Origin of the sequence: Photobacterium damselae (assembly GCF_003026815.1) — a bacterium.
In the GTDB taxonomy this organism is placed as follows: domain Bacteria; phylum Pseudomonadota; class Gammaproteobacteria; order Enterobacterales; family Vibrionaceae; genus Photobacterium; species Photobacterium damselae.
In genome coordinates this window covers 45,004-63,795 of the sequence record NZ_PYOG01000016.1, presented here as the reverse complement: position 1 = coordinate 63,795, position 18,792 = coordinate 45,004, and the positions used below count along the sequence as shown (strand labels likewise).

Here is an 18,792-nt window from a genome sequence, read left to right as displayed (position 1 = left end):
TTAGAATGTTTGACCAATGGTGAATGTGAATAGTTCTTCATCATCCCCATCATATTTCTTAATTGGCTTAGCCAATGAGAATACAAGTGGACCCATTGGAGACATCCACTGTAGCGCTGCACCATATGACGCACGGATCATACCTGGATCAGAGTAATCATATAGGTACTTACCACTTGAATCTTTCAGATCGTATTCAGTATCCCAAACCGTACCAGCATCAACAAAGATACTTGTGCGGATCTGGTTGCGGAACTCTTCTGATACAAATGGTGTTGGAACGATAAGCTCCATACTTGCTAGAGCCTGTGCGTTACCACCGGCTGCATCATCAGTACCGGTATAACAGTTGTTATTACCACTGATGCCACCACCAGCAGGACAACCACCAACATAAACAGCTTTTGGACCTACGGTATTAGAACGGAAACCACGTAAGGTAGAGAAGCCACCGGCATAGAAGTTCTCGTAGAATGGCAATAACTGATCACTACCGTTGTCTGTCTTACCATAACCGTTACCGTAACCTAAACGACCACGTAGTAATAAACTGAAATCTTGCGATTGAGTTAATGGAATATACTGACGAACATCGTATTGAGCTTTGTAGTACTGAGCATCAGAACCAGGAATAGTCATACGAAGTGACGCACGCTGGTAGTTACCTGATGTTGGGAAGTAGCCACGGTTTAGATTATTACGCGTCCAAGATGCTGACCAGTAAAAATCATCCAGTACAATTGAACCGTCATCGCGGTCAAAGCCATGAGCTCGCTTAAACTTCTCAATCTGATAATACTCTTGAGTATTGGAGATCTTGTTATGATCATAACCTAGACCAAAGTCAAAGAAGTTCAGCTCATTAAATGGGAAGCCCCACGTTAGGCTTGTACCATAACTCTGGTTGGTATAGTCAGAGATGTTTGCATTCGATGCTTCAAACTCATTGTAGTAAACCTTACCACCTAAGCTGATGCCATCAATGGTGAAGTACGGGTCTTTATATTCAAGACTTACGTTCTTCTGGTAATCGTTCATCATGGCATTAATACCAAAACGGTTACCTGTACCTAAGAAGTTATCTTGGGTTAAACCAGCTTGGAAACTAATACCTGACTCGGTACCGTAACCAACACCAAAGTTCACACTACCTGCATTCGCTTCTTTAACTTTATAGCGAACATCAACCTGATCATCTGAACCTGGTACTCGTACTGTTTCTACATCGACATTTTCAAAGAAACCTGTACGATTTAGACGTTGTTTACCGGTTTCAATGTTCTTCGCATTAAGCCAAGTACCTTCCATCTGACGCATTTCACGACGCAGTACTTCATCTTTTGTCGATGCGTTACCGGCAAACTCAATCTTACGTACATAAACACGTTTACCAGGATCGATGTTAACCACTAAAGAGACTTCTTTGGTTGCATCATCAAATTCAGGGATAGTTTGAACTTGAGGATACGCGTAACCAGCTTCACCCAGTTTACGTTTTACCGCTTCTTCAAGTGCCGTTACTTTCGCGCCGTTATAAACATCACCCGCTTTAAAGTCGACCAGTTTATCAAGCTCTGCCTGACTGTTTACCGTATCACCACGGAACTGAACGCTTTTCACTTTGTATTGCTCACCTTCGTGAACTTTCAACGTGATGTATACGCCTTTTTTATCAGGTGAAATCGATACTTGCGTAGAGTCTAAACGATACTTTAAATAACCATCATTTAAATACATAGTACGCAGAGCTTCAAGGTCACCAGCCAGTACTTGTTTCTGATACTTTTCATTAGCCATGAAGTTCCACCATGGCACATTCGCTTTAAGATTAAACTTACTGCGAATATCAGCATCACTAAATACGTGGTTACCTAAGATGTTAATCTGCTTAATTTTCGCAGATACACCTTCGGTAAAGACAAATTTAAGATCGACACGGTTACGAGGCAGAGGCGTCACAACGGCTTCTACTGTTGCATTGTACTTACCAACGCTATAGTAGAAGTCCTCTAACCCCTTCTCGATTTTACTCAGTGTTGTACGGTCTAACGCTTCACCAACACGTAAGTCTGCCGAGTTTAGATTCTCTTTAAGCTGATCTTCTTTGATCGCCTTATTACCTGCAAAAGTAATACTTGCGATGGTCGGACGCTCATGCACTTGAATAATAAGTGTATTGCCGTCACGGTAAACTTGAACATCTTCAAAGTTACCGGAAGCATATAAAGATCGGATAAGCGATGATACGTCTTGGCTATCAACCGTGTCACCCACACGTACCGGCATTTTTAACAATGCAGCACCTAATGTGACACGCTGAAGGCCTTCAAAGCGAATATCATCGACAACAAAATTTTGTTCCGCACTATGCGCAACGCTACTACCTAAAAGTAGGGATGCAACCAACAGTTTTTTCATCGCCATTACTGTTCTGATTATTCCTTGCTAAAAATGCATTTATTAAAGGCGGGTAAAATCATTGAATAGCGCAATGGCCATTAACGCAACCAAAATGGCTGATCCCACTCTATAGCCTATGTCCTGAATCTTTTCTGATACAGGACGACGAGTTACCGCTTCAATGGCAAAAAACATCAAATGTCCACCATCAAGCACTGGCAGCGGCAATAAGTTTACAATACCCAAGTTCACACTGATCAATGCTAGAAAGCCTAGGAAATAAACCAAACCAAAATCGGCGGTCATACCAGCGCCTTTCGCAATTGAAATAGGACCACTTAGGTTCTTAATTGCTACATCGCCCGTCACTAACTTAGTTACCATGTCAAAGGTGAGTGTCACCAATTGCCATGTTTTCTCTGTTGCCTTAGCCACAGATTCGATAGGTCCAAATTGTAAGTTAATTCGGTAATCTTCAGGCCAAGCATCAACTTTTGGCGCGATACCGACATAGCCTACTTTTGAACCATCTTTTAAATCTTTTACTGCTGGTGTTAGCGCTAAGGTTAAAGGTGCATTATCTCTTAACACTTCAACATTTAACGTCTTACCTGGATTTGCCTTTACAAGATCTGCAAAAGTTTGCCACTGTTTAATTGGCTCTCCATCAACCGCAATAATTTTATCATTTAACTGGAATCCTGCATTAATTGCAGCGCCATTATCTACAAGTTGTGAGATAACTAGCGTTATTGCTGGCGTATATGGCGTTAAACCCAAAGTCGTTAAAACATTTTCACGCTCAGGATCATAAGACCAATCAGTCAAATTAAGCGTACGCTTTACATCAATATTGGAATGAGGCTCTGTGAGCGTCACTGCCATTTGCTTATCGCCAATATGAGATATCATCGCCATATTAACAGATTCCCAATCAGGGGTTTCGATTCCTGAAATAGATTTTAGTTCCATTCCAGGCGCAATTCCGCCCTGTGCAGCAATAGATTGTGGCGCTACTTCACCAATGACAGGCTTAACCGCGGGAACACCAATAAGGTACACCACCCAGTAAGCAAAAACGGCAAAGACAAAGTTTGCAAAAGGACCAGCGGCAACAATCGCGCTACGTTGCCATAGCTTCTTGTTATTAAACGCCATATGACGCTGATGCTCGGGAACGGCTTCAACGCGCTCATCGAGCATTTTAACGTATCCACCCAGTGGAATCATTGCAAGAGTATATTCGGTGCCATCTTTCCCTTTTCGTTGCCAAATTGCTTTGCCAAAACCAATAGAAAAACGTTCGACATAAACACCACAGCGACGAGCAACCCAAAAATGACCAAACTCATGCACGGCAATAAGAATGCCAAGAGCCAGTAAGAATGCCCCTAGATTCCACAAAAATCCCATTATGCTAATACCTTTTTAATTTCATCCAGAGCTAACTGACGTGCTTGACGATCCAATTCAAGCACATCATCAATATCCTTAGGCTCTTCCTTACTCGCCACCGCCAATACAGCAGCATTGATTCGAGCAATATCGGTAAAACCAATTTTGTTATCTAAAAATGCCCCTACGGCAATTTCATTTGCAGCATTTAATGCGGTTGTAGCTGCCTGCCCCTGGTAACACGCATCCATTGCCAGTTTCAAACAAGGATAACGATCATAATCAGGCTTCAAGAATGTAAACTCACCTATCTGACTAAAATCAAGAGGTGCTACACCAGCATCAACACGATGAGGATAAGCCATCGCACAAGCAATCGGAGTGCACATATCAGGCATCCCCATCTGAGCAATCACAGAGCCATCTTTATATTGCACCATAGAGTGAATAACAGATTGAGGATGAATGATCACTTCCATCTCTTCGCGGCTAGCATTAAACAACCATCGAGCCTCAATGTACTCAAGCCCCTTATTCATCATAGTTGCTGAATCGACAGAGATCTTTGGCCCCATAGACCAATTAGGGTGAGCAATTGCCATCTCAGGTGTTACGGTTTCAAGTTCTGCAATGTCCGTATAGCGGAATGGACCACCAGAACCGGTCAGTAATACTTTACTTACGCCGTGCTTTGCTAAATCACAACGGCCCATACGTACCTGAATATCTGCAGGTAAAGACTGGAAGATAGCATTATGTTCACTATCTACCGGCAGTAATTCTGCACCATATTGCTCACAAGCATCAATAAAGATTTGCCCTGTCATTACCAAAGCTTCTTTATTGGCCAGTAAAATGCGCTTACCCTTTTTAACCGCAGCCATCGTTGGAACTAAACCAGCAGCACCAACAATTGCAGCCATTACAGTATCAACTTCTTCTAATTCAGCAACTTGGCACAATCCTTTTTCACCAGATAATACCTTTGTCGTGAGTCCTTGCTCAATTAATTTTTCAGTCAGTTCATTTGCTGCTGTCTCTGATGCCATTGCCGCAAACTTTGGCTTCCAATAACAACACAATTCCAACATTTTTTCTACATTGGAACCTGCAGCAAGCGCTGTAACTTCAAATTGTTCAGGATTTTTTGCAACTACAGCTAAGGTACTGCTACCGATTGAGCCAGTTGCTCCAAGAATCGTCAACTTACGCATAAAATCACTTTATTTAACTAAAAGGGCCGCCAATATGGCCGCCCTTAAAAAAGAAGAGAGCTTACATCCACCATAAGTAGAGTAAAGCAAAAATAGGAAAGGCTGCGGTTAGGCTATCGATACGATCTAATATGCCGCCGTGACCAGGAAGAATATTACCACTATCTTTAATGCCAGAAACACGTTTGAACATGCTCTCAACAAGGTCACCCAATACGGATGAAATCACTGTAATTACCGCAATGGTCAGTAAGCTAGCAACAGAATAGAATGGAATACTCATAATATGAGCGCCCCCCCATGCGACAAATACGGCTAAAATTACGCCACCAGCTAAACCTTCTAACGTTTTATTCGGGCTAACAGCGGGGGCCATTTTATGTTTACCAAAACGTTTTCCGCTAAAGTAAGCACCAGTATCTGCGGCCCATACAATCAAACACACAAGTAGAACTAATTTCGCCCCATGGGTTGAATCGACTTCATAGTTCACCGCTCGTAGCAGTAAAATACTCCAAAAAAATGGAATTAAGGTCAATAAACCAAAGAGGTGTTTTAAAGGAGGGGCCTTCGACCAAAGTGATGTGCTAGCTGGATATGTTAGCGCTAATATTGATGCAATCAGCCACCAGATCCCACCAATAAGTAACATTCCATGATGAGATGCACTTAACGTTGCCATCGATTGATAATTTATTGGCAGAGCTAACATGCTCAATCCAAGCGCAACAACTGGGATAATCATCGCCTGAATACGTGACTTGGCCTCAACAAATTGAGTCCACTCCCAAAAACCTATTAGGCTAATTGCCGCAATCGCAATCATAAATGCTGAGAACGGTAAGAAAAAAATTCCAGCAATAACTAAAGGTGCGAGGATCAATGCGGTAATGATTCTTTGCTTTAACAAGCTGCTTCCTCTCGTATATCAAACATTATTGTTTAGATATATTTATCATATAACCTAAACAATAATGCCAATGCAGCAAATTCACCACATTGGCTTCTATTTATATTATTTTTGCATTAATGCTTTAATTTGTTCACCAGTGCAACCAAAACGGCGCTCACGAGTCACAAACCAAGCAATAGCATCAGTCAAACTTTGTTCATCAAAATCAGGCCAGTGTTGCTCGGTAAAATACAATTCAGCATAAGCCGTCTGCCAGAGCATGAAATTACTGATTCGGCATTCGCCACTGGTACGAATAAGTAAATCAACATCAGGCTCCCCTGCTGTTGATAGTTCCGCAGAAATCATTTCTTCAGTCATAGAGTCAGGTTCTAATCCTTGCTCTATTAATTTCTGCATCGCCTTTTTAGTCGCTTGGAGAATATCCCACTGACCGCCATAGTTTGCAGCGACATTTAATACCATTCCAGTATTATTTTCAGTAAGAGCTTCTGCTGAAGCTATTTTATCTTGAAGGCGCTGACTAAAACGACTTTTATCACCAAGAATCTTTAACTTAATGCTATTTTTGTGCAGACGCTTAACTTCGCGACCAAGTACGGTGATAAAGAGCTCCATCAATAGAGAGACTTCATCTTCAGGTCGACGCCAGTTTTCGCTACTAAATGCAAATAAGGTTACAGCCTTAATACCAAGACGATTAGCTGTAGAAACGGCTTTACGAACCGCTTCGACTCCCGCCTTGTGGCCAAATACTCGAGCTTTACCTTTGGCTTGAGCCCAACGGCCGTTACCATCCATTATTATGGCAATATGCTTAGGCAAACTGTCTGCACAAAGTTCAGTTTCGATCATTTGCTCTGCCATATTTCTCCCTCAAAGAAAAAGCGCTGTACTGCACGCACAGCGCTTCAAATTTCAAAAAGCTAAAGCGCTAACAGAATGGATTACACTTCCATTAACTCTTTTTCTTTAACTTCTAGAACAGCTTCAATTGACTTGATAGCGTCATCTGTCAGTTTTTGAATTTCGTCTTGTGCACGACGATCATCATCTTCTGAAATTTCTTTGTCTTTTAGTAGAGCTTTAACATTCGCGTTAGCGTCACGACGAATATTACGTACTGCTACACGACCTTGCTCAGCTTCTGCGCGAACGATCTTAACAAGATCACGACGACGCTCTTCTGTTAGTGCTGGCAATGGAACGCGAATTACAGTACCTGCAGACATTGGGTTTAGACCAAGGTCTGACATCATGATTGCTTTTTCTACTTTAGGAGCAAGCTCACGGTCAAATACAGTAATAGCAAGAGTACGAGAATCTTCAGCAACTACGTTAGCTACTTGATTCAACGGAGTGTTTGCACCGTAGTACTCAACGTAGATAGTATCCAATAGGCTTGGGTGCGCACGACCAGTACGAACTTTAGCTAGTTGGCTTTTAAGCGCATCAACGCTTTTTTCCATACGCGTTTTAGCGTCTTGTTTGATTTCATTAATCACGATTAATACCCTTGATCATTCGGTCAACAATAGCATGTTATCCAACATGCTAGCTTGAATTAGTCGTTTGAAATTAGTGTGCCTTCTTGCTCACCCATCACCACGCGGCGAAGAGCACCTGGCTTGTTCATGTTAAATACACGAATTGGCATGCCATGGTCACGAGCAAGAGTAAATGCAGCAAGATCCATTACTTTCAGTTCTTTTTCAAGAACATCTTGATAGCTTAGCTGAGTATATAGCGTTGCTTCTGGGTTCTTAACCGGATCGGCTGTAAATACACCATCAACTTTTGTCGCTTTCAATACTACATCGGCTTCGATTTCAATACCACGTAAACACGCAGCAGAATCGGTTGTAAAGAATGGATTGCCTGTACCTGCAGAGAAGATCACCACGCGACCTTGACGAAGCTGGCTAATTGCATCAGCCCAGTTATAGTTGTCACACACACCATTTAAAGGAATTGCAGACATCACTCGAGCGTTCACATAGGCACGGTGTAGTGAATCACGCATAGCTAAGCCGTTCATCACAGTTGCTAGCATACCCATGTGGTCGCCCACAACTCGGTTCATACCTGCTTCTGCAAGGCCTGCGCCACGGAATAGGTTACCACCACCAATAACAAGACCGACTTGAACACCTAGCTCAACAAGCTCTTTAATTTCTTGCGCCATACGATCAAGTACATTCGCATCGATACCAAAGCCTTCTGCACCTTGTAGTGCTTCACCGCTTAACTTTAAAAGAATACGTTGATAAGCTGGTTTTGGGTTTGTGGTCATAAATTTTACCTTCCAGGGTTACTTAAGAGATATGGAGTTGTAAAAAGACCGTAGCCATGGCCACGGTCTTCTATCAGCAATTCACTCAGGAATTAACCTTTCTGAGCTAGTGCAACTTCTTCAGCGAAGCTTAGGCCTTCTTGCTTCTCGATACCTTCACCAACTTCTAGGCGAACGAAACCAGAAACAGTAGCACCAGCTTCTTTAAGCACTTCACCTACAGTTTTCTTAGGTTCCATGATGAAAGCTTGACCAGTTAGAGAAACTTCGCCAGTGAACTTCTTCATGCGGCCTTCAACCATCTTCTCAGCGATAGCTTGTGGCTTGCCTTCGTTCATTGCGATTTCTACTTGAACTTCACGCTCTTTAGCAACAACTTCAGCTGGTACATCTTCAGGAGTTACGTACTCTGGGCGAGATGCAGCAACGTGCATTGCGATGTGCTTAAGAGTTTCTGCATCACCGTTACCAGCAACAACAACACCGATACGTGCGCCGTGGCTGTAAGTTGCGATGTTTTCGCCTTTGATGTACTCAACGCGACGGATAGAAACGTTTTCACCGATCTTAGCAACAAGAGCTACGCGAGCTTCTTCGAACTTAGCTTGTAGTTCTTCAACAGAACTTTGAGCAGCTAGAGCAGCTTCAGCTACTTCGTTTGCAAAACCAAGGAAGTTGCCATCTTTAGCAACGAAGTCAGTTTGGCAGTTCACTTCTACAAGTGCAGCTACACCTTCACCTTCTTTGATGATGATGATGCCTTCAGCAGCTACGTTACCTGCTTTCTTAGCAGCTTTAGCAGCACCGCTCTTACGCATGTTTTCGATTGCTAGCTCGATGTCAGCGTTAGCTTCAACTAGCGCTTTTTTACATTCCATCATGCCTGCGCCAGTACGTTCACGCAGTTCTTTAACTAGGGCAGCTGTAACTGTTGCCATTGTCATATCCTCAGATTGAATTCTTTTATTAAAAATCAGGGGCCATTAGCGGCCCCTGGTAACCATTCTTAGTTTACACAAGGTAACTTAAGATGCTCAAATGGAGCTGGCTATTATTCAGCTTCTACGAAACCGTCTTCAGCTTGAGCAACGATGTCTTGGTTACGACCTTCGTTAACAGCTTGTGCTACTGCACCAGTGTATAGCTGGATAGCACGGATCGCGTCATCGTTACCTGGGATAACGAAGTCAACACCGTCAGGATCTGCGTTAGTATCAACTACTGCGAATACTGGGATACCTAGGTTGTTAGCTTCTTTAATTGCGATGTGCTCACAATCTGCACCAACTACGAAGATAGCGTCTGGTAGGCCACCCATGTTTTTGATACCACCAAGAGATTTCTCTAGCTTCTCCATTTCGCGAGTACGCATTAGAGCTTCTTTCTTAGTTAGCTTATCAAAAGTACCGTCAGTAGATTGAGTTTCAAGATCTTTTAGACGCTTGATTGATTGACGAACTGTTTTGTAGTTAGTCAACATACCACCCAACCAACGGTTGTTCACGTAGTACTGATCACAGTTGATAGCAGCTTCTTTAACTGCTTCGCTTGCTGCACGCTTAGTACCAACGAAAAGAACTTTACCTTTGCGAGCTGCAATCTTGTTGATTTCAGCTAGCGCTTCGTTGAACATTGGTACAGTTTTCTCAAGGTTGATGATGTGTACACGGTTACGAGCGCCGAAGATGAATGGCTTCATCTTAGGGTTCCAGTAACGAGTTTGGTGACCGAAGTGTACACCAGCCTTAAGCATGTCGCGCATTGATACAGTTGCCATTATAAATTCCTCTATGGGGTTAGGCGTCCACATATCCCATTCAGCCGACCCCACTAAAGCTTTGCGAAAGCTAAGGAGCACCCCGGAGAATGTGACGATATGTGTGAATGATTAAAAATAGTTTAGTTAACTCACCAATAAGTTCCTACTTTTAAAAGGTAAGAGACAAATTAGCGAATTACGGCGCGCTTTATACCATATATTGCTACCAGTAATCCAGCTTAATATGCATATGAGAACGAATCTTACTTTCCATAACCTAGCTTGGACTGGTAAGATAGTGGTAGGAGTAATTCCATTAAATAACGCTTAAGAGACGATTATATGAGCATTAAGATCAAGACGGCTGAAGAAATTGAAAAAATGCGCGTCGCAGGCCGTTTGGCTGCTGAAGTGCTGGAAATGATCGAACCACACGTTAAAGCCGGTGTGACCACGGAAGAATTGGATCGTATTTGTCACGATTACATCACCAAGGAACAAGGTGCGATTCCAGCGCCACTGAACTACCATGGTTATCCAAAATCTGTTTGTACTTCTATCAACCACATTGTGTGTCATGGTATTCCAAGCGCAATTGATGAAAACATGGGTAGCAAATACAGCAAACCAGCTGTATTACAAGATGGTGATATCATCAACATTGATGTAACGGTTATCAAAGATGGCTACCATGGTGATACATCTCGCATGTTTGAGGTGGGTGAAGTATCAATGGAAGATAAGCGCCTTTGCCGTGTTGCTCAAGAAAGCTTATACATTGGTATGAAGAAAGTGAAACCTGGTGCTACCGTTGGTGATATTGGTACTGCAATCCAAAAATTCATCAAAAATGGTACAAGCCGCTTCTCTATCGTAAAAGACTACTGTGGTCATGGTATTGGTAACGAGTTCCACGAAGAGCCTCAAGTTGTTCATTACAAAAACAACGACCGTACCGTACTTAAAGAAGGTATGTGTTTTACCATTGAGCCAATGATCAATGCTGGTAAATTTGGCTGTGTAACAGACGACGATGATGGTTGGACTGTTTACACTGTTGATGGCAAAAAATCGGCACAGTGGGAACATACTCTACTTGTGACTAAAGACGGTTGTGAAGTGCTTACTCTTCGTTCAGATGAAAGCATTCCTCGTCTAATGCATAACTAATTCTAGTTAGAATGATAAGGCCGGCTATGATGCCGGCTTTTTATTATCTTGCGCCAACTTTGCACGGACAGCCTACATTATGGAATCATTAATCTCTGCAGTTGCTCACTACACTCCCTCTCAACTCAATCAGGATTCTCTTCGTCAAGCTTTGGAACAATTTGGCGAACAACAGAAAATCTTATTTAAGCGCCATCACCCAATTGCAGATCTGGTTCATGCCCGAGCAAAATTTATCGATCAGTTACTGATTAGACTGTGGCATCATTTTGATTTTGCAAAACACCAAGATTTAACGTTAGTCGCAGTAGGCGGGTATGGTCGAGGTGAGCTACATCCCCTCTCTGATATTGATTTATTAATTCTTAGCCACCAGCCTTTAAGTGATGAGCTTGGTGAACAGTTGTGTCAATTTCTCACACTACTGTGGGATTTAAAACTTGAAATTGGCCATAGTGTACGTACCGTTGATCAATGCATAGATATCGGCCGAGAAGATCTCACTGTTGCAACCAATTTAACCGAATCAAGATTACTATTTGGAAACCCTTCAGCATTTGAACAACTCAAACAACGCATATCGCTACCCGATTTCTGGCCCAGTGAACCTTATTATCGAGCCAAAGTAGACGAACAAATAGCCCGACACGCTCGCTATCACGATACTACGTACAATTTAGAGCCCGATATTAAGTCTAGCCCCGGTGGTTTAAGAGATATTCACACGTTAGGTTGGGTAGCTCGTCGCCACTTTGGTGCAACAAACCTACTTGAAATGAGTCGGTTTGGATTTCTAACCGATGCTGAGTATCGAGAGTTAGTTGAATGCCAAAATGCATTATGGCGTATCCGCTTTGCCTTACACATTGAGCTCAGACGTTATGATAATCGCCTAACCTTTGCTCACCAACCCTCTGTCGCCGAAAACCTAGGGTACAAAGGCGAAGGCAACCAAGCCGTTGAAATGATGATGAAAGAGTTCTATCGCACCTTACGTCGTGTGGTTGAACTGAACAAAATGTTATTGCAACTGTTTGATCAAGCAATCTTAAATAATGGTTTAGAAATTGACCCCACCCCTCTTGATGATGATTTTCAATTACGCGGCCATTTAATTGAAGCAACTAAACCGGCACTGTTTCAAGCTCGACCTGAAACCATTTTAGATATGTTTCTCCATATTGCTAAAAACTCAACCATTGATGGTATTGCGGCACCAACGCTAAGGCAATTGAGAACAGCAAGACGTCGACTTAACCGCTTCTTAGTTGAAATCCCCGCTGCCCGTGAAAAATTTATGGAGCTGGTTCGCCAACCGAATGCTCTGCAAAAAGCATTTCGTCTGATGCATCGTCATGGTGTATTAGCCGCGTATCTTCCTCAATGGAGTCAAATAGTCGGTCAGATGCAATTTGATCTGTTCCATGTTTATACCGTTGATGAACACAGTGTGCGACTTCTAAAAAATCTAAATAAATTTAATGATCCTGAAAATCGCACGCGCCACCCTATTTGCTGCGAAGTCTTTCCTCGTATTATCAAGAAAGAAATCTTGATCCTTGCGGCTATCTTTCACGATATTGCCAAAGGTCGCGGAAGTGACCACTCTGAATTAGGTGCGATTGAGGCTCATGATTTTTGTCTGCAACACGGCTTATCACGACCAGATGCAAAGTTAGTCGCTTGGCTGGTACAAAAGCATTTATTAATGTCTGTCACCGCTCAACGACGAGACATCTATGACCCAGAAGTGATCACCGAGTTTGCGAAAGAAGTTCGGGACGAAGAGAGATTGGATTATCTGATCTGTTTAACAGTAGCTGATATTTGCGCGACAAACCAAGAGCTATGGAATAGTTGGAAGCGAACCTTATTGGCAGAGCTTTATTACGCCACACAAAAGTCCCTTCGTCGCGGATTAGAAAACCCACCTGATATGCGAGAACGAATTCGTCACAATCAGCAAATGGCCTCAGCATTATTGCGAAGCCAAGGATTCGCTCAGCGTGATATTGATGTGTTATGGCAAAGGTTTAAAGCTGATTATTTTTTACGTCATACCCATAAGCAGCTGGCCTGGCACGCTGAAGCTTTATTGAATCACGACCATGAAAAACCGCTTATATTAATCAGTAAAAAGCCAACTCGAGGTGGAACAGAGGTTTTTGTTTACAGTAAAGACAAAGCCAAACTGTTTGCGATTGTTGTGGCTGAACTGGATAAGAAAAATCTTAGCGTTCACGATGCGCAAATCATGAATAGCAAAGATGGCTATACCTTAGATACCTTTATGGTGCTCGATCCTAATGGTAAAGCGATCAGTGAAAACCGTCATGCTGTTATCAGTAAAGCCCTGAAAAAAGCCTTAACAGAGATGAAGTTTGAGCGTAAAAAACGCCGAACTCGACGTCAGTTACTGCACTTTAACGTGAAAACCCGAGTCGATTTCTTAGCGACCAAAAACGGTAAAAAGACCATGGTAGAACTGGTTGCTCTTGATACCCCAGGGCTATTGGCAACGGTAGGTTCGGTATTCGCCAATCAAAACCTAAGCTTGCAAGCGGCAAAGATAACAACAATTGGTGAGCGCGCCGAAGACTTCTTCATACTGATCAATGAACAGGGCCAGCAATTAACCGAAGAAGAACAGATATTATTGCGCAATGAACTAATCGATAAAATTAACCAAATTCAGCAATAGTTATCCAACCACTGAGTTTATAACCAAATAGAAAGCCAAACCCTCAGACCATACAGATATTAATTATGGTCTGGTTTGGCTTTTTAAGCTTAAGCTAATTGAATTGCAGCAAACGGATAATAATGGCTTTACTTAAGAAGTTGCTGTTGCCATTTGGCTAACCAAGGCTCGGCCACTACTAAAGGGTCAAAGTGTATACAAGCATCAACATCCAGTCTTGGTGTTAACTCTTTGGCTTGTAGCTCTTGCAACAGCGCCTCAAACTGACGTCCACCACCACAAAAGCGCTCTTCCCCATAACTTGCATCTCCTAACGCAATCACTCCATAGCTTAAATTAGGAAGCAAAGGAAATGCCTCGCGCAGATGAACAAACAGTGGCAATAACGTTTCAGGGATCTCTCCCTGCCCTGTGGTCGACGTTACGACTAATACCACTTCATTTTGATAAGCGAGAAATGACTCAAGTGTGCTCTCATCAATAAAACATTCGACTTGATGGCCAGCTTGCTGTAATTGCTCTTGAGCCCACAGCGCCACATCTTCTGCCCCGCCGTATACAGTACCGACAAAAATTCCAATCTTAGCCATAGTACATCCTTGTCTATTTAATTACATTTACTGTGGCACAGATAAGGAAATTTACAATAAGATCCAAGGTATTACACAATACAGAGCACAATTTCCCTTAAGCTTGTGGTTGTAACAAAGTGACATCCCAATTAAAAGCTGCCATAACTCGTAACCAGGTTTCATCAACCTGAGCTCGAATATCAAGCATCTGTTTTGTTATAGGATGCTCAAATTGAATTCTTGAAGCGTGCAACATTAAACGATGGCAATCATAGTTATCTCGGAACATTCGATTATGACGACCATCACCATGGTTTACATCACCAATAATATGATGACTTAAATGGTGCATATGACGACGCAACTGATGTTTACGGCCGGTCTCAGGCTTCATTTCAACTAGGCTATAACGACTACAGCTATAACGCCCAACAGCAATAGGTACTTCAACTTTAGCAATCGGCGCATAAGCTGTAACAGCAGGCTGGGCTTCCTGTTCTTTGCTGGCATTCTTATCTGCTATTTTATCGAGCTCTTTTTTTAGCGGATAATCCAGAACTGCCGCCTCTTTTACCCAACCTCGAACTACAGCGTGATATGTTTTATGAACATCGCGACCAGCAAACTTAGGCATCATCTCCGCTGCCATTTCACTTGAAAGCGCAAACAGTAAAACACCCGATGTTGGTCGATCCAAACGATGGAGTGGAAAAACATGCTGACCAATTTGATCGCGCAGCGTCTGCATCACAAATACCGTTTCATGACTATCTAACCAAGAACGGTGCACTAACATACCCGATGGCTTATTAACAGCAACGAGATACTCATCTTGATACAAGATCTCAAGTTCTACTTTTGGAATTAGTGGTGTATCTAGCGTGACATCATGCATCTTAGGAACCTAATATCTGTTCAATTTGACGAGTAATAGTTAACAATTCGCTTTGGCCTGGCTCTGATTTCATCGCTTCTTCAATATAAGGGGAAATTTCAAATCCAGTTGGTAGTGGCCATTGTTCTAAGATAAGTTGGTTAAACTTGGGAATAAAAATCCACTGCAGCCACTGGGGGCAAGAGAGCGTATCAACGGCAAAAGGTAAGGTACTCGCCAAAGCTTGCACATCTGGACTTTGTGATTGCCAATGGTTGTGTTCTCGCAATACCGCTTCTAATGCGCTCAGTAACTCAGCTGTCTGATGATAACGATTCATAGTCAATCCAACCTTCTATTTAAGGTGCGCAAGAATACCCTGCCTAAAAGAGAGACTCAATCAACCCCAGTGTGAAAAAGTGAAAAGGTGGGATTTCACGTATCCTCTCGCTATACTGATCCTCTTGTTTGCAGTTCGGATATTTTCCATGGATCAATTTCATACTCTTACCCAGCTACTGGATAACGCTCAATGCCAGTACGCAATTTATGATTTAGGCCGTCGAGTGACTCAACTTGATGTCGACCAATTTAAAGCGGTTGAAGAAAACCGTCAGCCTTACCCATGGCCGCTACAACAGCATGCAAATTTAGCCCTTTCGTTTTGGCAACCCAACCACACGCCGTGGATCTGGTTTTTACGCTTACCGTTAGATGAGAGAGGCTTATTAAAACAGGCCGCTGTTGGCGATTTTATTAAATATGTCATCGAAGCGATGGGGGCTACGCTCAACCGCACACCAAGCGAAGAAGAGCAGAAAAAACTGGCCAATAACCCTTATACCTTTAAGCCTAATGACGACAAAATGGCGATGTTTCATGGCAAGTTGCGATCTCAACTACAATTAGAGCCTAGTCAATATTATGCAGGAGCGCAGCAATATTTAACCGGTGAGTTAGGTTGGGATAATTGGCAACAACTAGGGTTACAGGGCCTTGCAGATGTCTGTTCGCGCTTATCTCAAGAAAATAACGCCACTTTAGTTCGTAAAGCAATTAATCATCTGCCTATGACACCATTGTATGCACTATTAGGTTGTCTCGAGCACATTGAGTTACCTGATAATTTAACGTCAAGAATAAGTGAACGCCTTGCCACAGAGATGGCTCAATCTGCTCCTGATATTTTTCTTATTTCGGCGTTAATCAGAGCACTATCAGGTAGCAACGAAACCGTACTCAAAGGTGAAATTGCTCAACTATTGGCGCAACCGCATTTATGTCACCCAGAGATTCTAATTGCGATTGCAGGTCGATGCTGGCAAGGGTTAAACCAGCCTAATAATGCAGAATTATTCTTGCTACGCCTTGCCCAAAGCCAAAACCAAGCACTGTTTAACCAACTCTTTAGTGATCTGGTGATGCTCCCTATGCTAAGAGGTATTATGCTCCAACTCTTGCATGGTCAAGCCAATCCCGAATTGATCCAAGCGATTGCTGAACTGCAGCAACATGCTAGAGGTCAATAAATAATGAGTAATTTGCTATGGATTTTCATTGTTGCTCTCTTTGCCTTTTTATTTTTTCAACAAAGAAAGCAGACAGAGTTGGCCCAACAGTTTGTTGAACAACGCTGTAATACAATGGGATTGCAGCTGCTTAGTGTGGCAAGAGGCAGCCATAAACTTAAAGATCATAATGATGAGTGGGGCTGGCGTACGCTGTATCACTTTGAGTTTTCGACCAATGGCATTGACCACTACCAAGGCTTTATTGAAATGAAACGATTTAGAGCCAGTTATTTTTATCTACCGCCTCACCATATGCCTGAAATGGACTCATCATTTGAGCCCTAGTCGTTTTGCTAATCGGTGTAAGTTAGCGCGATCCAATTGCAAAGCTTGCGCCGTTTTAGCCCAATTACCTTGTAGCTCTGTGAGTTGTTGCTCGATTAACTGACGCTGAAATTGATCAGTATTTTCTCGTAAAGAACCCACAATAGTCACCTTATCTCCCCTTTTGGGCGCTTGCCTTGTATTTTCAGTTACCGATGGTTGTTGAGTAAAATTAAAGTATTCAGGTTGAATGGTCACATAGTCTATCCCTTGTTCAGAACGTGCGATTAAAGCCGCTCTACGCAATTGATGTTCAAGTTCTCGAATATTACCTGGCCACGAATATTGCTCAAGAAGGGGCAAACAACTGGGAGCAAGGCGTAAAACAGATAAACCTAATCGGCAACGGGATAACTCTAAAAAATAACCTGCCAATAGCACAATGTCACTTTGTCTATCTCGCAGTGGCGGTACTTCAATAGGATATACACTTAAGCGGTGGTATAGATCAGCACGAAAAGTCTGATCTTGTACAGCTTGAGCTAATCGCTTATTTGTTGCGGCAATGACTCTAACATCCACGACTCTATGTTGATCATCACCCAGACGCTGTAAGTCACCATACTGTAATACACGCAATAATTTGGCTTGTAAGTTTAAAGATAATTCGCCGATCTCATCTAAAAAGAGCGTACCACCATCAGCTTGCTCGAACTTCCCTTTTCGATTTTGGATAGCCCCGGTAAATGCTCCTTTTATATGCCCAAACAGCTCACTTTCTGCTAAGTTTTCTGGCAATGCAGCACAATTTAGATACACCATAGGCTGCTGATTACGATTGGAGTAGCGATGAATTTTTTCAGCTACCAACTCCTTACCTACCCCAGTTTCACCTTCAATTAATACGTTTAATTCTGATTGAGCGACCACTTGAATAGAATGTTTAAGTTGTTGAATGGCATCTGACTCTCCCACCATCTCTTTAACCATCTGCTTTGAAATAGGCTTAGATTTTCCACCAAAGACTTGAACTTCCAATAGTTGCTGCTGTTGGTAACAGTACAAGGCTAAAGCAAAAGTAGACATTAAGACTCGCAGTGAATCTTGCGAAAAACGATGAAAATAATTAGGTTGTAAAGCTTCAAGAGATAAAACCCCAATAAACTCACGCCCATACAAAAGAGGCAGCCCCAGACAGGCATGTATATGAGGCTCAGGGCAATTTAATAATAAGCCATCAAAAGGGTCTGGCAATTCATCAGCGGCATGAAAACAGATAAGATCTTGAACCTTAGCAACAATCTCAAATCTGGGATGTTCCGATAATTTAAACTGGCGGCCCATCACATCTTGATTCAATCCCACTGTCGCCACTGGGATCAACCGATCCTGGCGATAAAGCAACAAAGCCGCCGCATCACAACCCAATATATTAGTAAGGTGATATAAACAGGTCTGCAGGCCATGCGCATGAGAGCTATGTAAAGTAACAAGACGAGCAATTTGGGCTAATTCAATCGAATTCATAACAACCAAGTTTTATTGCGTTCAATAACATGCATTTATGATGTCACATTAACACGCTCGTTGTCATTTTAACGCCTTACCAAGAGGTCAAATTAACAACATCACAAAACAAAATGCTTAAAAATCATAATATTAATTA

General features: G+C 42.4%; 17 protein-coding genes. 4 read left to right on the top strand and 13 right to left on the bottom strand.

All coding sequences use genetic code 11. From position 1 onward, the window contains the following. The 9 genes from bamA to rpsB form a co-directional block, all read right to left on the bottom strand. The gene (bamA, locus tag CTN07_RS14230; protein ID WP_005297930.1) at nucleotides 1-2,424 is read right to left on the bottom strand and encodes an outer membrane protein assembly factor BamA; all 2,424 of its coding nucleotides are present in this window, start codon (nucleotides 2,422-2,424) and stop codon (nucleotides 1-3) included. Between the two features lie 36 nt (nucleotides 2,425-2,460). Next, on the bottom strand, nucleotides 2,461-3,816 hold the full coding sequence (gene rseP, locus CTN07_RS14225) for a sigma E protease regulator RseP (protein WP_036763310.1): 1,356 nt from the start codon (nucleotides 3,814-3,816) through the stop codon (nucleotides 2,461-2,463). Next, the gene (ispC, locus tag CTN07_RS14220; RefSeq protein ID WP_005297927.1) at nucleotides 3,813-5,009 is read right to left on the bottom strand and encodes a 1-deoxy-D-xylulose-5-phosphate reductoisomerase; all 1,197 of its coding nucleotides are present in this window, start codon (nucleotides 5,007-5,009) and stop codon (nucleotides 3,813-3,815) included. The genes rseP and ispC overlap by 4 nt, the downstream gene beginning before the upstream one ends. Nucleotides 5,010-5,070: 61 nt before the next feature. Continuing rightward, nucleotides 5,071-5,919, bottom strand: a complete 849-nt coding sequence (locus tag CTN07_RS14215; protein WP_005297925.1) for a phosphatidate cytidylyltransferase — start codon at nucleotides 5,917-5,919, stop codon at nucleotides 5,071-5,073. A 105-nt stretch (nucleotides 5,920-6,024) separates the two neighbouring features. Then, a complete protein-coding gene (gene uppS / locus CTN07_RS14210) occupies nucleotides 6,025-6,789 on the bottom strand; it encodes an undecaprenyl pyrophosphate synthase (protein ID WP_005297922.1) in 765 nt (254 codons plus the stop codon). Nucleotides 6,790-6,869: 80 nt separating this feature from the next. Then, the gene (frr, locus tag CTN07_RS14205) at nucleotides 6,870-7,427 is read right to left on the bottom strand and encodes a ribosome recycling factor (protein WP_005297920.1); all 558 of its coding nucleotides are present in this window, start codon (nucleotides 7,425-7,427) and stop codon (nucleotides 6,870-6,872) included. A 59-nt stretch (nucleotides 7,428-7,486) separates the two neighbouring features. Next, on the bottom strand, nucleotides 7,487-8,215 hold the full coding sequence (gene pyrH, locus CTN07_RS14200) for a UMP kinase (protein ID WP_005297918.1): 729 nt from the start codon (nucleotides 8,213-8,215) through the stop codon (nucleotides 7,487-7,489). 92 nt (nucleotides 8,216-8,307) lie between these two features. After that, on the bottom strand, nucleotides 8,308-9,153 hold the full coding sequence (gene tsf, locus CTN07_RS14195; RefSeq protein ID WP_005297916.1) for a translation elongation factor Ts: 846 nt from the start codon (nucleotides 9,151-9,153) through the stop codon (nucleotides 8,308-8,310). Between the two features lie 113 nt (nucleotides 9,154-9,266). Next, the gene (rpsB, locus tag CTN07_RS14190) at nucleotides 9,267-9,992 is read right to left on the bottom strand and encodes a 30S ribosomal protein S2 (protein ID WP_005297915.1); all 726 of its coding nucleotides are present in this window, start codon (nucleotides 9,990-9,992) and stop codon (nucleotides 9,267-9,269) included. Between the two features lie 324 nt (nucleotides 9,993-10,316). Between rpsB and map the strand changes: the two genes are divergently transcribed. Together map and glnD are read left to right on the top strand one after the other, a co-directional pair. Then, on the top strand, nucleotides 10,317-11,144 hold the full coding sequence (map, locus tag CTN07_RS14185) for a type I methionyl aminopeptidase (RefSeq protein ID WP_005297913.1): 828 nt from the start codon (nucleotides 10,317-10,319) through the stop codon (nucleotides 11,142-11,144). Nucleotides 11,145-11,223: 79 nt separating this feature from the next. Beyond that, nucleotides 11,224-13,845 (top strand): bifunctional uridylyltransferase/uridylyl-removing protein GlnD, encoded by a 2,622-nt coding sequence (glnD, locus tag CTN07_RS14180; protein WP_005297911.1) that lies wholly within the window; start codon nucleotides 11,224-11,226, stop codon nucleotides 13,843-13,845. 128 nt (nucleotides 13,846-13,973) lie between these two features. On the opposite strand, the gene CTN07_RS14175 is transcribed toward glnD, so the two are convergent. From CTN07_RS14175 to CTN07_RS14165, 3 genes are all read right to left on the bottom strand, one after another. After that, entirely contained in the window at nucleotides 13,974-14,435 is a 462-nt protein-coding gene (locus CTN07_RS14175) for a flavodoxin (protein WP_036763308.1), read from the bottom strand. 97 nt (nucleotides 14,436-14,532) lie between these two features. Then, complete coding sequence (truC, locus tag CTN07_RS14170) at nucleotides 14,533-15,312, bottom strand: tRNA pseudouridine(65) synthase TruC (protein ID WP_005297909.1); 780 nt, start codon at nucleotides 15,310-15,312, stop codon at nucleotides 14,533-14,535. A gap of 1 nt (nucleotide 15,313) precedes the next feature. Beyond that, nucleotides 15,314-15,631, bottom strand: a complete 318-nt coding sequence (locus tag CTN07_RS14165) for a YqcC family protein (RefSeq protein WP_036763305.1) — start codon at nucleotides 15,629-15,631, stop codon at nucleotides 15,314-15,316. A gap of 148 nt (nucleotides 15,632-15,779) precedes the next feature. Between CTN07_RS14165 and CTN07_RS14160 the strand changes: the two genes are divergently transcribed. Both CTN07_RS14160 and CTN07_RS14155 read left to right on the top strand, forming a co-directional pair. Continuing rightward, nucleotides 15,780-16,820, top strand: coding sequence for a DUF3549 family protein (locus tag CTN07_RS14160; protein ID WP_005297907.1), 1,041 nt, complete (start codon nucleotides 15,780-15,782; stop codon nucleotides 16,818-16,820). Nucleotides 16,821-16,823: 3 nt separating this feature from the next. Then, nucleotides 16,824-17,147, top strand: coding sequence for a DUF3301 domain-containing protein (locus tag CTN07_RS14155; RefSeq protein WP_036763302.1), 324 nt, complete (start codon nucleotides 16,824-16,826; stop codon nucleotides 17,145-17,147). Here CTN07_RS14155 and norR read toward each other — a convergent pair. Beyond that, nucleotides 17,133-18,653 carry a nitric oxide reductase transcriptional regulator NorR gene (norR, locus tag CTN07_RS14150; RefSeq protein ID WP_005297906.1) on the bottom strand — a complete coding sequence of 507 codons (1,521 nt, stop codon included), beginning with the start codon at nucleotides 18,651-18,653 and terminating at the stop codon, nucleotides 17,133-17,135. The two genes, CTN07_RS14155 and norR, sit on opposite strands and share 15 nt — an antisense overlap. Nucleotides 18,654-18,792: the final 139 nt, after the last annotated feature.

What these genes read in the sequence shown, in the direction of transcription:
- bamA (WP_005297930.1), bottom strand. Translation starts at nt 2,424, where the DNA reads ATGGCGATGAAAAAACTGTTGGTTGCATCCCTACTTTTAGGTAGTAGC.
- ispC (WP_005297927.1), bottom strand. Translation starts at nt 5,009, where the DNA reads ATGCGTAAGTTGACGATTCTTGGAGCAACTGGCTCAATCGGTAGCAGT.
- uppS (WP_005297922.1), bottom strand. Translation starts at nt 6,789, where the DNA reads ATGGCAGAGCAAATGATCGAAACTGAACTTTGTGCAGACAGTTTGCCT.
- pyrH (WP_005297918.1), bottom strand. Translation starts at nt 8,215, where the DNA reads ATGACCACAAACCCAAAACCAGCTTATCAACGTATTCTTTTAAAGTTA.
- tsf (WP_005297916.1), bottom strand. Translation starts at nt 9,153, where the DNA reads ATGGCAACAGTTACAGCTGCCCTAGTTAAAGAACTGCGTGAACGTACT.
- rpsB (WP_005297915.1), bottom strand. Translation starts at nt 9,992, where the DNA reads ATGGCAACTGTATCAATGCGCGACATGCTTAAGGCTGGTGTACACTTC.
- map (WP_005297913.1), top strand. Translation starts at nt 10,317, where the DNA reads ATGAGCATTAAGATCAAGACGGCTGAAGAAATTGAAAAAATGCGCGTC.
- glnD (WP_005297911.1), top strand. Translation starts at nt 11,224, where the DNA reads ATGGAATCATTAATCTCTGCAGTTGCTCACTACACTCCCTCTCAACTC.
- CTN07_RS14175 (WP_036763308.1), bottom strand. Translation starts at nt 14,435, where the DNA reads ATGGCTAAGATTGGAATTTTTGTCGGTACTGTATACGGCGGGGCAGAA.
- truC (WP_005297909.1), bottom strand. Translation starts at nt 15,312, where the DNA reads ATGCATGATGTCACGCTAGATACACCACTAATTCCAAAAGTAGAACTT.
- CTN07_RS14165 (WP_036763305.1), bottom strand. Translation starts at nt 15,631, where the DNA reads ATGAATCGTTATCATCAGACAGCTGAGTTACTGAGCGCATTAGAAGCG.
- CTN07_RS14160 (WP_005297907.1), top strand. Translation starts at nt 15,780, where the DNA reads ATGGATCAATTTCATACTCTTACCCAGCTACTGGATAACGCTCAATGC.
- CTN07_RS14155 (WP_036763302.1), top strand. Translation starts at nt 16,824, where the DNA reads ATGAGTAATTTGCTATGGATTTTCATTGTTGCTCTCTTTGCCTTTTTA.
- norR (WP_005297906.1), bottom strand. Translation starts at nt 18,653, where the DNA reads ATGAATTCGATTGAATTAGCCCAAATTGCTCGTCTTGTTACTTTACAT.